The 13,817-nt window shown below is 72.1% G+C and carries 13 protein-coding genes; 9 read left to right on the top strand and 4 right to left on the bottom strand.

Annotated features, from left to right (window positions below):
* Window positions 1–68: 68 nt before the first annotated feature.
* Complete coding sequence (locus tag OG247_RS40010) at window positions 69–794, bottom strand: ribonuclease H family protein (RefSeq protein ID WP_327256869.1); 726 nt, start codon at window positions 792–794, stop codon at window positions 69–71.
* A 7-nt stretch (window positions 795–801) separates the two neighbouring features.
* A complete protein-coding gene (locus tag OG247_RS40005) occupies window positions 802–3,099 on the bottom strand; it encodes an MMPL family transporter (RefSeq protein WP_327256868.1) in 2,298 nt (765 codons plus the stop codon).
* Between the two features lie 114 nt (window positions 3,100–3,213).
* On the opposite strand from OG247_RS40005, the gene OG247_RS40000 reads away from it, so the two are divergent.
* From OG247_RS40000 to OG247_RS39960, 9 genes are all read left to right on the top strand, one after another.
* Window positions 3,214–3,978, top strand: coding sequence for a TetR/AcrR family transcriptional regulator (locus OG247_RS40000; RefSeq protein ID WP_327256867.1), 765 nt, complete (start codon window positions 3,214–3,216; stop codon window positions 3,976–3,978).
* The gene (locus tag OG247_RS39995; RefSeq protein ID WP_327256866.1) at window positions 3,975–4,721 is read left to right on the top strand and encodes an LmeA family phospholipid-binding protein; all 747 of its coding nucleotides are present in this window, start codon (window positions 3,975–3,977) and stop codon (window positions 4,719–4,721) included. Before OG247_RS40000 ends, OG247_RS39995 begins: the two co-directional genes overlap by 4 nt.
* A gap of 118 nt (window positions 4,722–4,839) precedes the next feature.
* Window positions 4,840–5,247, top strand: a complete 408-nt coding sequence (locus OG247_RS39990; RefSeq protein WP_327256865.1) for an MmpS family transport accessory protein — start codon at window positions 4,840–4,842, stop codon at window positions 5,245–5,247.
* 72 nt (window positions 5,248–5,319) lie between these two features.
* Complete coding sequence (locus tag OG247_RS39985) at window positions 5,320–5,739, top strand: SgcJ/EcaC family oxidoreductase (RefSeq protein ID WP_327256864.1); 420 nt, start codon at window positions 5,320–5,322, stop codon at window positions 5,737–5,739.
* Between the two features lie 128 nt (window positions 5,740–5,867).
* Window positions 5,868–6,800 carry an ADP-ribosylglycohydrolase family protein gene (locus OG247_RS39980; protein WP_327256863.1) on the top strand — a complete coding sequence of 311 codons (933 nt, stop codon included), beginning with the start codon at window positions 5,868–5,870 and terminating at the stop codon, window positions 6,798–6,800.
* 39 nt (window positions 6,801–6,839) lie between these two features.
* Window positions 6,840–7,583: a class I SAM-dependent DNA methyltransferase gene (locus OG247_RS39975; protein WP_327256862.1), complete on the top strand. Its 744-nt coding sequence runs from the start codon at window positions 6,840–6,842 to the stop codon at window positions 7,581–7,583.
* Between the two features lie 95 nt (window positions 7,584–7,678).
* Window positions 7,679–8,386, top strand: a complete 708-nt coding sequence (locus OG247_RS39970; RefSeq protein WP_327256861.1) for a VanZ family protein — start codon at window positions 7,679–7,681, stop codon at window positions 8,384–8,386.
* Between the two features lie 63 nt (window positions 8,387–8,449).
* Window positions 8,450–9,145, top strand: coding sequence for a response regulator transcription factor (locus OG247_RS39965; protein ID WP_327256860.1), 696 nt, complete (start codon window positions 8,450–8,452; stop codon window positions 9,143–9,145).
* Window positions 9,138–10,235, top strand: a complete 1,098-nt coding sequence (locus tag OG247_RS39960) for a sensor histidine kinase (protein ID WP_327256859.1) — start codon at window positions 9,138–9,140, stop codon at window positions 10,233–10,235. The genes OG247_RS39965 and OG247_RS39960 overlap by 8 nt, the downstream gene beginning before the upstream one ends.
* 299 nt (window positions 10,236–10,534) lie before the next feature.
* On the opposite strand, the gene OG247_RS39955 is transcribed toward OG247_RS39960, so the two are convergent.
* A complete protein-coding gene (locus OG247_RS39955) occupies window positions 10,535–11,800 on the bottom strand; it encodes an IS701 family transposase (RefSeq protein WP_442813232.1) in 1,266 nt (421 codons plus the stop codon).
* Window positions 11,801–11,865: 65 nt separating this feature from the next.
* Window positions 11,866–13,173 (bottom strand): D-alanyl-D-alanine carboxypeptidase family protein, encoded by a 1,308-nt coding sequence (locus OG247_RS39950; protein ID WP_327256858.1) that lies wholly within the window; start codon window positions 13,171–13,173, stop codon window positions 11,866–11,868.
* Between the last annotated feature and the right edge of the window lie 644 nt (window positions 13,174–13,817).

Genomic DNA, 13,817 nt, shown 5'->3' with positions numbered 1-13,817 from the left:
AGCGCGGGAAAGCCGAAACTTCCGTTTTCTTTCGAACGAAAGCTTTGCATGGGGAACGTGGCTGAAAGCTACCCCGCGTCGGCGCCGCCGCAGTCGGGGTGACCCCAGCGCGAGCCGAGCTTGCTGATCTTCTCCCCCGCCGCGTACTGCTTCCCGCAGGGGCAGGTGCCGGGGAACTTGGCCTTGATGGTCACCCCGGCCCGGCCGGTGGTCGCGCTCTTGGCGGCGGTCCCGCTCTTGGCCGACGCGGCTCCGGCGGGACGGCGGGCGGAGGTGCTGCGGGCCGGGGTGCTGCGGGCCGGCGCCGGGACCGGCAGGGAGGCGTGGCCCAGCGCGGTGCCGGCCGGCTCCTGGCTGACGGCGGCGTCGCTGGCCGCCTGGTCGGCGATCGCGTTCAGGTGGTCGCCGTCCTCGCGGTGCGCGGGGACGTAGCGGAACTCCACGTCCCGGTCGGTCAGCAGGGCGTCGATGCTCTCGACGAGCTCGCGGTTGGCCACCGGCTTGCCCGCGGCCGTCTTCCAGCCGTTGCGCTTCCAGGCGGGGAGCCACTGGGTCACGGCCTTCATGGCGTACTGGGAGTCCATCCGCACCTGCACGGCCGTACCGGGGGCCACGGCCTCCAGCAGCCGCTGCAGAGCGGTGAGTTCACCGACGTTGTTGGTGGCCCGGCCGAGCGGCCCGGCCTCCCAGCGCTCGGGGTGCCCGTGGGCGTCGGCGATGACCCAGGCCCATGCGGCCGGCCCGGGATTTCCCTTGGCCGCCCCGTCGCAGGCGGCGATGATGCGATCAGACATCCCCCGATCATGCCTCACCCCGACCGCTGCCCGTGCCCGCGGCCGTGCCCATGGCCGTGCCCGCCGCTGTCCCCGCGGCTGTCCCCGCGGCTGTCCCCGCGGCCGTGGCCCTGGCCGTGCCCGGCTCCGGCGACGACCCCGCCGACCACCCCGGCCGCTCCTCCGTGTGCGGCCGCGGCAGGATCCGGTCCAGGAAGGGCGGCAGCCACCAGTTGGCCCGGCCCATCAGGAACATCGCCGCCGGGACCAGCACCAGCCGCACCACCGTCGCGTCCAGGACCACGCTCACCGCCAGGCCCACCGCCAGCATCTTGACCACGACCGTGGGCGAAGCCGCGAAGGACAGGAAGACGGCGGTCATGATGAGCGCCGCACTGGAGATGACCCGGCCGGTGGCCGCCAGGCCCGTACCGACGGCGAGGGTGTTGTCGCCGGTGCGGTGCCAGGAGCCGGCGATGGCGGAGAGCAGGAAGATCTCGTAGTCCATCGACAGGCCGAAGACGATCGCGAACATCATCATCGGTACGAACGACTCGATGGGAACGGGCTCCGACACCCCGATCAGCCCGCTCCCCCAGCCCCACTGGAACACCGCGACGAGGACCCCGTAGGACGCGGCGGTGGTGAACAGGTTCAGCGCGACCGCCTTGAGCGGGACGACCACGCTGCGGAACACGAAGGTCAGCAGCACGAGCGCGGCGGCCAGCACGATGGCGATGATGAGCGGCAGCCGGTCCTTGACGGTGTCGCGGAAGTCCAGCTGCCCTGCGGTGGATCCGGTGAGGTAACCCTCGGCGCCGGTGCCGTTCAGCGCGTCGGGCAGGGTGGCGGCGGTCAGTGTCGTGAACAGGCTGCCCGTGGCGGCGCTCTGCGGTCCGGTGGCCGGGGTGACGGTGGAGACGAGCAGCCGGCCGTCGGGGCTCGGCGCGAGCGGGGTGAACCCGGCCGTCCCGGCGGTGTCCCGCAGCGCCTCGGTGAGTTCGGCGCCGATCCGGTCGGCCGGGACGGTGGCTTCGTGGAGGTCGACCACCAGGACGAAGGGGCCGTTGGCCCCGGGGCCGAATCCGGGTCCCTCGCCCTCGGAGATCCAGTCGTAGGCCGTGCGCGTGGTGCTACCCGCCCGGTCGGCGCCGTCGTCGACGTGGCCGAGGCGCAGCGAGAACAGGGGTACGGCGCACAGCGCGAGGAGCAGGGTTCCCGCGGTCAGGAACTTCCACGGATGCCGTGCGACCAGGGCGGCGTAGCGGTGCCAGCCGTCGTGGTCGCCGGAGGTCTCGGCGACCGGGCGGCGCAGCGCGAGCCGGTCGATCCGGCGCCCCACCAGGCCCAGGGCGGCCGGCACGAGGGTGAGGGCGGCCGCCCCGGTGACGACCACGACGATGGTGGCGGCCAGCCCCATGCGACCGATGAAGTTCAGCCCGCAGGTGTAGAGGCTCAGCATGGCCACCGCGACGGTGACGGCGGCCACGACGACGGCGCGCCCGCTGGTGGCGGCGGTACGGCCGGCCGCGTCGACCGTGTCGTGCCCGTCGAGGAGGTCCTGGCGGAAGCGGGTGGTGAGGAAGAGCGCGTAGTCGATGCCCACGCCGAGGCCGATCATGGTGGCCAGGGTGGGGGCGGCGGTCGCGAAGCTGACGACGCCCGCGACGATGCCGACGACGCCGAGGCCCACGCCGACGCTGACCACCGCGGTGAGCAGGGGCAGCAGGGCGGCGGCGACGCTGCCGAAGGCGAGCAGGAGGATCAGCAGGGCCACGAGGACGCCCGCCGCCTCGCGGGCCCTGTCGTCGGCCGGCGGCCGGACGACCTGGTTCAGGTCTCCGCCGTACGCGACCTCCACGCCGGAGGCGCGGGCCGCGGCGGTGGCCGTGTCGAGCGTGCCGGTGTACTCGTGCCCGAGGGTCTTGACCTGCCGGTCGAAGGACACCGTGGTGTAGGCGGTACGGCCGTCCGCGCTGGTCACGACCGGGGAGGCGGCGGTGACGTGGGGCATCCGCGCGAGGCGGGCCGCGCTCTCGTCGAGGGCCTGGCGGTGCCCGGCCAGGGAGCCGGAGTCCACGTGGAAGACCACGCGTCCGTTGGGGTCCCCGATCCCGGGGGCGGACGCGGCCAGCAGATCGGCGCCGGTACGGGACTGCGTGCTGGGGAGGGTGATCTGGTCGCTGTAGACCGGGGCGGCGAGCCGGCTGCCGAACATCGCGCCGGCCAGCAGCAGGAGCCAGGCCGCGATCACCCAGACGGGGTGGCGGGCGCAGAAGCCGCCGAGGCGGCCGAGGCGGCTCGTTCGGCCGAGGGGGGAATGCACGACGCCTCCAGGAAGTGTCAGGGCTGACACGAAGCACCTTGGCAGAAAATGTCAGGGCTGACAATTGTCACTCATGACAATTGACAGGGGTGACGGCATTGCTAGGCTTCGACGGTGACCCAAGATCCGGCCGCGCCCGCCTCGGCCTCCGCGCCCATGCCCATGCCCGAATCCGAACCGGCGTCGGGGCCGGGGTCGGGGTCGGGGTCGCGGTCGGGGTCGCGGTCGGCGTCGGCGAAGGCCGCGGAGCCGGATGCGGATGCGGAGTCCGGCCTGCGCGAGCGGAAGAAGGAGCGGACCCGCAAGCTGCTGCGCGAGGGCGCCGCCGCCCTGTTCGCCGAGCACGGCTTCGCGGGCACCACGGTCGCGGACATCGCCGCCTGCGCGAACGTCTCCGAGCGGACCTTCTTCCGCTACTTCGACAGCAAGGAAGCGCTGCTCCTGCCCGACAGCGTCGACCTGTTCGCGTACGTCGAGGCCGAACTGGCCCGGCGCCCGCCGCACGAGGACCCGCTCGACGCGGTCTGCAACGCGCTGATCTCCGCGGTCGCCCCGTTCGCGGCGTCCAGCCTCACCGCCCTGACCCACTCCGTGGCGATCGCGGGCGACGAGCGCGTGGTGGCCGCCCAACTCGTCCAGCTCTTCGCCGAATTCGAGAACCGGCTCACACTCATCGTGCTGGACCGGCTCCCCGCCGACACCCCCGAGGCCGACCTGCGTGCCGGGGTGATCGCGGGCGCCGCCCTGTCCGCCGTCCGCGCCGTCCTGCGCACCCAGCGCCGGCGCCGCGCGAACGGCACCTTCACCGACACCCCGCCCCCCGTCCTCCTGTTGGAGGCCTTCGGAATGCTGAAGCAGATCGGATCCGCCGCACCATGAAGCTCCGACGCACCCCCGTCCTCATCGCCGCCGGGACGGCCATCGCGCTGGTCGGCGTCTTCGCGGCCGACGTCGCGGTCGAACACTCCGCCCAGGACCGCATCGCGCGGGCGGCCGGCTGCCGCCTCCAGGCCCGCGGGCCCGTCACCGCGGAACTCTCCGGCGCCTTCGCCGGACTCCGCGCGCTGACCGGCCAGGTGGATTCCGTACACCTGGCGGCCGAGGGCGTACGCCGCGCCGACACGGACATGGACATGGACATCAAGGCCGACCTGTACGACGTCACGCGCGACGGCGGCATCAGCGGCGGGCAGGCAACGGCCACCATCCCCTACGAAGCCCTGCAGAAGCGCCTGGCCGACTCGGAGGAAGCCGCCGCGGGCGCCGACGGCCTGACGGTCGGCGGCGACGCGAAGGGGCTCACCCTCACCGGGACCGTGGGCGGCCTCGGTCTCCCCGTCACCGTGCACGCGAGCACCAGCGCCACGGCGGCCGGCCTCACGATCACCCCGACGACGGTCACCGTGCTGGGCCGCGAACTGCCGATAGCCACCGTCAGCGGACTGCCGGGCGCGGCCGGCCTGGCCGAGCGGCTCGCGCCCCGGACCGTGGATGTCGGCGACCTGCCCGAAGGCGTCAGCCTCACCGGAGCCCGGACCACCGGCGCGGGCCTCAGCCTGGACGCCTCCCTCGCGAAGTCCGCCGCATCGGACACCGACGGGAAGGACTGCGAGGCAGCGTAGCTCCACCCTCCCCGCTTTCCTGTCCGCAAACGCTCGACCACTCCCCAAATCCCCCATCCTCTTTGGTCACACTTACCCAAAGTTGACTTTACGGAATCTTTAAATTTACTCTCCCGTCATGCGCAAATCATCATCCACCACCCGCTCCGTCCTCGCCTTGGCCGCCTTGGCGCTGGCCACCGCCGGCTGCGGGACGGTCGACGAGGCCGTCGACAAGGCCGTGAACGAGACCTACGAGGTCACCTACGAGGTCACCGGCAAGACCGTCGACTCGATCTCCTTCCACGACGGAGGGGGCACGGCCGCCGCGCCGAACCTCGCCACCGCCGAGCAGCCGGCCGCCACGTGGACGAAGACCGTCACCCTGCGCGGGATCATGCCCGCGGCCGTCGCCCCCAGCTCGGCCGACAACACCGCCGACCTCACCTGCAAGGTCATCTACAAGGGCAAGGTCATCAAGGAGGCCACGGGCGAAGCGGCCACGGCCGGCGGCTGCGTCGCGGTCTCTCCGGTCACCGTCCCGTAGGCGGTCCGGCCGTCCGGCCCCGGCAGCTCGTACCGCAACGGGCTTGACCTCAAGCGCACTTGAGGTGTGACCATGATCCTCATGACCACACCATCCCCGTCCCGCGCGGCGGACATCGAAGCGATCGGCCGGCTCGTCGCCACCGTCGAGCACTCCCAGCGGACCAAGGACCCCGAGGAGTTCCTCGGCCTCTTCCACCCGGACGCGATCTGGACGACGGCCCACGGCAAGGTCCTCGTCGGTCTCGACGCGATCTCGGAGTTCACCCGCAAGGTCCTGCCCGCGGCGAGCTGGGACGGCCAGGTCACCTACGAGGTGGTCCACGTGCTCTTCATCCGCCCCGACGTGGCGGCCGTCAAGGTCCGCCAGCGCTACCTGTCCCCTGGCGAGGAGAGCGAGGGCGCTCCGCTGTACGTGATCGCGAAGCAGCCCGACGGCCGCTGGCTGCTGACCGCCTGCCAGAACACGGGGGTCGTCGCGGACGCGCCCTGAGCGGACGGACACCGAGTCGACGGGCACCGAGTCGACGGGCCCCCAACGGACGGGCCCAAATTGTCTCGCGCGCGGCATCCGCGTACGGAGAGGATGGCTCGACCAGTCCGCCGTCCGAAGGACCCCCGATGAGCAGCCCGCCTCACGCCCGATCCGCCTGCGCCTCCCTGGACGGGCTGGTGATGGGCGATGCCTTCGGCGACAGCTGGTTCACGCTCTCCGGCGAGAACGTCGAGGAGCAGTGGGCGGCGCGCAGGCTCAGGCCCACTCCGTGGCGGTGGACGGACGACTCCGCCATGGCGTTCGTGCTCTTCGCCCACCTGGCGGCCCACGGAGAGGTCCTGCCGGGCGTTCTGGCCCGTGAGTTCGCCGCCGAGTACGCGCGGGACTCGGGGCGCAAGTACGGGGCGTCCATGCACGAGGTGCTGGGGCGGATCGGCTCGGGCCAGCACTGGCGGGCTGTCACCGCCGAGCAGTTCGGCGGGCAGGGTTCCTACGGCAACGGCGCCGCGATGCGGGTCGCGCCGCTCGGCGCCTGGTTCCGGGGCGATCCGAAGGAGGCCGCCGCGCAGGCCCGGCTGTCCGCGCGGGCCACGCACGCCCACCCCGAGGCGGCCGCAGGCGCCGTCGCCGTGGCGGTGGCCGCCGCGCTGGCGGCGGCGGGCGCGGGCCGGGACGCCCCGCTCCGCGCCGAGTTCCTCTGGGAGGTCGCCGGGTACGTCCCGGGGAGCGATGTCGGGTCCGGACTCCGCGTGGCCGCGAGCCTCCCCGCGGGTACGCCGGTGCACCGTGCCGCGTCCGTACTGGGCTCGGGGTGGCGGATCTCGGCGCCGGACACCGTGCCGTTCGCCCTGTGGTCCGCCGCGGGGCATCCGGACGACCTGCCTGAGGCCTTGTGGCAGACCGTCGGCGGCTGGGGCGACCGCGACACCACGTGCGCGATCGCTGGCGGGGTCGTCGCGGCCCGCACCGGCACCGGCGCCGTTCCCGCCGACTGGCTCGCGGCCCGCGAGGCCATTGCGGCGTGGAGCGGGTGGATGCCCGAGCCGACGGCTCCCTGAGCACTGCCTGAATGATCATGTGACTACTAGGCTGCGGCGATGGAACGTAACCGGGATCGGGATCGGGATCGGGCGAATCATTACGACAGCTTCGCCGAGGGGTACGCGGCGGAGAACGAGGGCAGCCTCGTGAACGCCTTCTACGAGCGGCCCGCGATGCTGGCCCTCGCCGGAGACGTGGCCGGCCGACGGATCCTGGACGCGGGGTGCGGCTCCGGCCCCCTGACCGCTGCCCTGCGGGATCGCGGTGCGGTCGTCACCGGAGTCGACTCCAGCGCCGCGATGCTGGCGCTGGCAAGACGGCGGCTCGGTGACGACGCGGCCCTCCACTTGGTCGACTTGCGTGACCGCCTGCCGTTCTCCGACGGTGCGTTCGACGGCGTGGTCGCGTCGTTGGTGCTGCACTACCTGGAGGACTGGGGGCCGACGCTGGCCGAGTTGCGGCGCGTCCTCGGGCCCGGCGGCCGGCTGATCGCGTCCGTGGACCACCCCTTCGTGGCCTACACGATCCAGGACCCCCGGCCCGATTACTTCACGACCAGCAGCTACGCCTTCGACTGGACGTTCGACGGAGCGTCCGTTCCGATGCGGTTCTGGCGCAAGCCCCTGCACGCGATGACCGAGGCCTTCACCACCGCCGGATTCCGGCTTACCGCCATCAGCGAACCGCAGCCGGACCCGACTGCCCGTGAGCTGTTCCCCGAGGGCTTCCACGACCTTTCGAGCACGCCCTGTTTCCTGTTCTTCGTCGTCGAGGTACCGCAGTCGGCCGTGGTGCGCTGATGCCGGGATCGCGCGCATCGCCTGTATCGCACGTATCGCGGACGTATCGAAAATCGCATACGCCGTCGCAACCGCCCACCGGCTCCCCTGGGACCATGAACCACAACGCATCCCCGTCGCCACCGCCCCACCGCCGCACGCGCAGGCTCGTACTCCTCGGCGTGGCGGCCCTCGGCGTGGCGAGCGTCATGTACCTCGTGCGGGGACCGCTCCTGATGGCCGCTCCGCGGTGCATGGCCGGGCAATGGCACGGGTGCTTCGACACGTTCAACGGCGTGGTGCTCATGACCCTCGTCGCCGTGCCGCCGGCCCTGCTGCTGGTGTGGGCCCTGGCGCGCCGTCGGCGCGCCGCCGGCGTCGCATCGGCGTGGCGGATCTCGCTGGCCGAGGTCGGCATGGTGCTCGGGACGCTGCCGTTCGTGTGGATGACGATGATGCCGGGCTCCGGGGCCGGGATCGTCCCCGGCCGGTTCAGCCTCGTACCCCTGCGGGACCTGGTCACGATGGGGCCGCTCGGGATCGGCGGCAACCTGCTGGTCTTCGCCTCGCTGGGGTTCTTCGCCCCGATGCGGTGGGCCGCGCTGGCCTCCGCCCCGCGGATCCTGGCCCTCGGGGCCGGCTGCTCGGTCCTGGTCGAGACCGCGCAGTACGTCCTGCGGCTGGACCGGGTCTCCTCCGTGGACGACGTCCTGGTCAACGCCACCGGAGCCGTCCTGGCCGCGCTGGCGTCGCGCCGATGGTGGCGCACCACGACGCCGGCGCCGTCGGAGCGGCCTCAGCCGGTCCTGACTCCGGCCGGCTGACGCGCGTACCCGATGCGCACCGTGCATACGACGGCGATATGTCCTGGTGTTTAGGCTTCGGGCATGCGCGTACTGATCGTCGAGGACGAGCCCTACCTGGCCGAGGCCGTCCGCGACGGCCTGCGGCTGGAGGCGATCGCCGCCGACATCGCCGGCGACGGCGACTCCGCCCTGGAACTGCTCGCCGTGAACTCCTACGACCTCGCGATCCTCGACCGCGACATCCCCGGCCCTTCCGGCGACGAGGTCGCCCGCCGCATCGTCGCCTCCGGCAGCGGCATCCCGATCCTCATGCTCACCGCCGCCGACCGGATCGACGACAAGGCTTCCGGCTTCGGACTCGGCGCCGACGACTACCTCACCAAGCCGTTCGAGCTGCGCGAGCTCGTCCTGCGGCTGCGCGCGCTCGACCGCAGGCGCGCGTACGCCCGGCCCCCGGTCCGCGAGATCGCGGGCCTGCGGCTCGACCCCTTCCGCCGGGAGGTCTTCCGCGACGCCCGCTACGTCGCGCTCACCCGCAAGCAGTTCGCGGTACTGGACGTCCTCGTCGCCGCCGAGGGCGGCGTCGTCAGCGCCGAGGAGCTGCTGGAGCGGGCCTGGGACGAGAACGCGGACCCCCTCACCAACGCCGTGCGCATCACCGTCTCCGCCCTGCGCAAACGGCTCGGCGAACCGTGGATCATCGCCACGGTGCCCGGCGTCGGCTACCGCATCGACACCCAGCCGGAGACCGTGCACGAGGGAGCGGACCGTGGATAGGGCGCCCGGGTTGAGCGTTCGCTCCAAACTCACCCTCAGCTACGCCGGATTCCTCATGGTCGCCGGCGTCCTGCTGCTCGCGGCGGTGTGGCTGTTCCTCCTGCGGTACGTCCCCGATCGGGCGCTCATCGTCTCCGCGGACGCGCCCACCCATGGCGTCTTTCCCATCCGGTCCAACCTCCTGCGCGTGTTCGCTCCGAGGGCGGCCGCGGTACTGGTGTTCCTGCTGGTGCTCGGCCTCGTGGGAGGGTGGATCCTCGCCGGCCGGATGCTCGCACCGCTCACCCGCATCACGGACGCGGCGCGGACGGCCGGGAACCGGTCACTGTCCCACCGGATCCACATGCGGGGCCGCCAGGACGAATTCCGTGAACTCTCCGACGCGTTCGACTCGATGCTCGAGCAGCTGGAGTCGCACGTGGCCGAGCAGCAGAGGTTCGCCGCGAACGCCTCCCACGAGTTGCGCACCCCCCTGGCCATCTCGCGGGCGCTCCTCGACGTCGCCCGCAAGGACCCGACGCGGGACCGGGACGAGCTCATCGAACGCCTGTACGCCGTCAATGCGCGGGCGATCGACCTCACCGAAGCCCTCCTGCTGCTCAGCCACGGCGACCGCGCGGACTTCACGCGCGAGAGCGTCGACCTCTCGCTCCTCGCCGAGGAGGCCGCCGAAACCCTGCTCCCCCTCGCCGAGCAGCGCCGGATCACCCTCGACGTCACCGGCGGACCGGCCCGGGCCGACGGCTCCGCGGAACTCCTGATGCGGATGGTGACGAACCTCGTCCAGAACGCCGTCGTGCACAACCTCCCCACCGGCGGGACCGTGACGGTCCACACCGGGGAGCAGGGCGGCGCGAGCGTGCTGCGGGTCGAGAACACCGGCCCCCCGCTCCCACCGGAGCTGGTCCCGACGCTCGTCGAACCCTTCCGGCGCGGGGCGGACCGCGTACGCACCGACGAGCACGCCGGCGTCGGGCTCGGCCTGGCGATCGTGCACAGCATCGTCCGCGCCCACGCCGGGACCCTCGACCTCGTCCCCCGCCCCGCCGGCGGTCTCCTCGTGACGGTCCGGCTGCCCGGCACGCGGTAGGCAACGCCCGTACGCGAGGCCGTCTAGTGCTGTGGCCGGAAGGGTTTGCCGGGTCGCGGCGTTCGGTGCGGTGCATCGCAAGGCGGAGGACCGCGCCTCGTACTGGACGTACCGGCGTGGTCCGACAACGCGGCGAGGTGCCGTACCGGGCGTCGCGACCCGGTGAACCTTTCCGGTCACAGCACTAGTAGTGCTTGGTCAGGTTGGTGTGAGGGTGGGTATGTCGCGGTGACAGGTGGGGCAGGCGCCGGCCCAGGTGGCGAGGAGGGTCTGCAGTTCGCGGACGATTCGGTAGAGGCTCAGGCCGGCGCCGTTTCTTTTGGGGCTCTGGCCAGTCGCTGGAGGGTGCAGAAGGCGTGGGCTGCGGAGACGAGGGTGACGTGGTGGTGCCAGCCGTTCCAGGTGCGGCCCTCGAAGTGGGCAAGTCCCAGGGCCTGTTTCATCTCGCGGTAGTCGTGCTCGATGCGCCAGCGGAGCTTCGCCAGCCGCACGAGTGTGGTTAGCGGTGTCTCCGCGGGCAGGTTCGAGAACCAGAACTGGACCGGCTCTGCCTGATCGGCAGGCCATTCGGCCAGCAGCCAGCACGCGGGCAGTTCCGGCCCGTCGATGGCTTTGCGGACCTCGCGGCCGGCGGGCCGGACCCGAAGGGCAACGAATCGCGAGTACATCCGCTTGAAGCCGCTGCGGCCCGTGCCGGGACGAGATCCCTCGCGCCATTGCACTGGTCTGGCCGCCTGTTTCCCGGCCTCGATGACGAGGTTCTTCACGCTCCGGGCCGGTTCGGGATACCTTGCCACCGGCTTGCGTCCGGTGCCGCGGTAGGGCGGAGTGCAGGGCAGCGCGTCGCCGGGCTGGGCGGTCACGGTGGTGGAGATGCCCACCACGTAGTGCAGCCCGCGTTCCTCCAGGCCGAGACGGAAAGCGGCGGTGTCCCCGTATCCGCCGTCGGCGATCGCGAGGGGGACGTCCAGGCCCCACGACCGTGTCTCGTCGACCATGTCCAGGGCCAGCTGCCACTTCTCGACGTGGCCCAGGCCTTCGGGGATGCCGCACTTCGCCCGGCGGGCCGCCTTGACGGGATCGGCCTTCGGCGAGGCGGGGTCCCAGGTCTCCGGGAGGAACAGCCGCCAGTCGACCGCCGCCGAGGCATGGTCGCCGGCCAGGTGGAGCGAGACCCCTGCCTGGCAGTTGGTGACCTTGCCCGCGGTGCCGGTGTATTGCCGCGTCACACAAGCCGAGGCATCGCCGTCTTTGAGGAACCCGGTGTCGTCGATGATCAGTGCGGTCGGTTTGATCGCCGTCTGCATCATCCACGCGAGTCGGGCCCGCACGTGGGCCGGGTTCCATGGGCTGGAGGTGATGAAGTGTGCCAGGGCCTGCCGGTTCCCGTCCTCCCCGAGCCGGGCGGCCATGGGCTCGACGGACTTGCGTCCGCCATCTGTCAGCAGCCCGCGCAGGTAGACCGACCCCCACCGACGCTGATCCGCCCTCGCGAACGGTTCGAACACCTCCGCCGCGAAATCCTCCAGATCACACCGGACCGCAGCCAACTCCTCGGGCATCACACCCGATCAACGGAACAACCGATCATCCGGACACGCCACCAACGACTGAACCTGACCAAGCCCTACTAGCGAAGGCGCAGGAGTTTGGCGCCGAAGGACGGTTCGGACAGGTCGGTCCCGAGTGCCACGGGGACCGTCGGGGCGCCCGGCCCGGTGCCGACGGTCAGGACCCCGATCTCGGTGCCGGCCGGAGCCTGCGCGGGAAGCCCCTTCTCCCCGACGGCCAGACCCAGTTCGAGCCGCTGGCCCGGCACTGCGACGACGGCCGTGTCGCGGGTGGCCACCACCGGGGTCCGGGTCCCGAGCCCGTCGTCCACGTAGCCGACGACCTGGCCCTTCTTGACCACGCCGGCCGAGGTCAGGGCCTCGCGGACGGCCTCGATGACCTTCTTGCTGTTCTGCTTGACCAGTTTCAGGCTGTTGGCGCCGTCGGGGTCGGCGCCGGTGACGTGCTGGTCGAGCATCGTGCCGAGGATCAGCGGGGTCTTGTCGCCCACCGTCTTGTACGCCGCCCACATCAGCGCGCCACCGGCCGCCGAACTGGAGCCGGTCTTGATGCCCTTGATGCTGAGTCCGGCGATGAGCAGGTCGTCGTTGTTGTTGATGAGCTTCTCCCGCAGCCCCGGGATGTCGGCGTTGGGGAGTTGGACGATCGCCCGGAACGCGTCGAACTTCATGACCTCCTCGGCCAGTTTCAGCTGATCGGCGGCGGTGCTCACGGTCTTGGCGTCGAGCCCGCTCGGGTCGGTGTACGTGGTGGAGGTCATGCCGAGCGCCTTGGCCTCGGCGTTCATCTTCTCTGCGAAGGCGGCCTCGGAATCGCTTCCGGTGTCCCAACGGGCCAGCAGGCGGGCGATGTTGTTGCCCGAGGGGATCATCAGCATCTTCAGCATGTTCTGCTGGGAGAAGCGGGTGCCGGCCGTCAGACCCCTGATGCGCGATTCGCTCGCAGAGGCGCCGTCCGCGACGGCCTTGGCGTCGACCTCGATCTGCGGGCCGTCCTCGCCCTTCTTCAGCGGGTGGTTCTTGAGGATCACATAGGCCGTCATGACCTTGGCGACGCTGGCCGTCGGTACGGGCTTCTGCTCCCCGAAGGTGCCGACGTCGCCCGCGCCGCCGATCCGTACGGCGGCCTGGCCCTTCTCCGGCCAGGGCACGTCGAAACGCCCGTCGAGGGTGACGGAGTTCGCGGCGCCCCCACGGGTGAGCACGGCGTCGGGCAACGGCCGCAGCGCCTGTACGACGGCCAGTACGGCGACCAGCAGGAGCAGCGGCGGCACCCAGATCCGGACCCGCCGGGCCACGGTGCGACCGGGGGTCGCGGGCGGCGGCGGGGTATTGGTGAGCTGAGCGAGCAGATCGAGCGCGGGCAACGGCTGCTCGGTGGTCCCCTCGGGGGTGGGGGCGGCCCCTGGAGCGGTAGCCGCCGTCCCCGGAGCCGACGCGGTTGCCGGAGCGGGAGCAACTCCCGGAGCCGGGGCGGATACCGGAGCAGCCTGGACGGCTCCCGAGGCCTGGCCGGTCGCAGGTCCCGGAGCCTGCGCGGTTCCCGAAGTCGGGACATCGGCAGCGGGGGTCGCCGCCGCCGGGGCGGGTCGCACGGGTACGGGCGCGGACCCTCGCGCTGCCGTGGATGCCCATGCGGGCACTGCCCGCGTGGGGGCCCCGTCCAGCGGCTTGAGCGCGATGAACGTGCTCGTCTTCTCGGAGTCCGACTCAGGACGGGTACCGGCACCGGTACTCGTACCGGTACCCGTGCCGACTGCCGTCACCGTGTCCGGCTCCGGGTCAGCACCCGGACCCGACTCGGTGTCCGGCCGCGGCGGCGGGCCAGGGGCGGGCGAGACCCGGAAGGCCCCCTCGGGGACGGCTCGCGGATCCGATCCGGACCGCCGCCGCGGCCACGACACGGGCCCCGAGGCGGGCAGACCCGCGGACTCGGACGCACTCCGAGGACCGGCCCCGGCCGAATGCGCGGGCATGGCCTCGGCCCCGGGCACCGGATCGGGAGCGGACG

It is taken from the genome of Streptomyces sp. NBC_01244 (assembly GCF_035987325.1).
Classification (GTDB): domain Bacteria; phylum Actinomycetota; class Actinomycetes; order Streptomycetales; family Streptomycetaceae; genus Streptomyces.
The sequence above is the reverse complement of the archived record's forward strand: the minus strand, read 5'-3'. Positions and strand labels throughout refer to the sequence as shown.

What these genes read in the sequence shown, in the direction of transcription:
- OG247_RS40010 (WP_327256869.1), bottom strand. Translation starts at nt 794, where the DNA reads ATGTCTGATCGCATCATCGCCGCCTGCGACGGGGCGGCCAAGGGAAAT.
- OG247_RS39995 (WP_327256866.1), top strand. Translation starts at nt 3,975, where the DNA reads ATGAAGCTCCGACGCACCCCCGTCCTCATCGCCGCCGGGACGGCCATC.
- OG247_RS39990 (WP_327256865.1), top strand. Translation starts at nt 4,840, where the DNA reads ATGCGCAAATCATCATCCACCACCCGCTCCGTCCTCGCCTTGGCCGCC.
- OG247_RS39985 (WP_327256864.1), top strand. Translation starts at nt 5,320, where the DNA reads ATGATCCTCATGACCACACCATCCCCGTCCCGCGCGGCGGACATCGAA.
- OG247_RS39980 (WP_327256863.1), top strand. Translation starts at nt 5,868, where the DNA reads ATGAGCAGCCCGCCTCACGCCCGATCCGCCTGCGCCTCCCTGGACGGG.
- OG247_RS39975 (WP_327256862.1), top strand. Translation starts at nt 6,840, where the DNA reads ATGGAACGTAACCGGGATCGGGATCGGGATCGGGCGAATCATTACGAC.
- OG247_RS39970 (WP_327256861.1), top strand. Translation starts at nt 7,679, where the DNA reads ATGAACCACAACGCATCCCCGTCGCCACCGCCCCACCGCCGCACGCGC.
- OG247_RS39965 (WP_327256860.1), top strand. Translation starts at nt 8,450, where the DNA reads ATGCGCGTACTGATCGTCGAGGACGAGCCCTACCTGGCCGAGGCCGTC.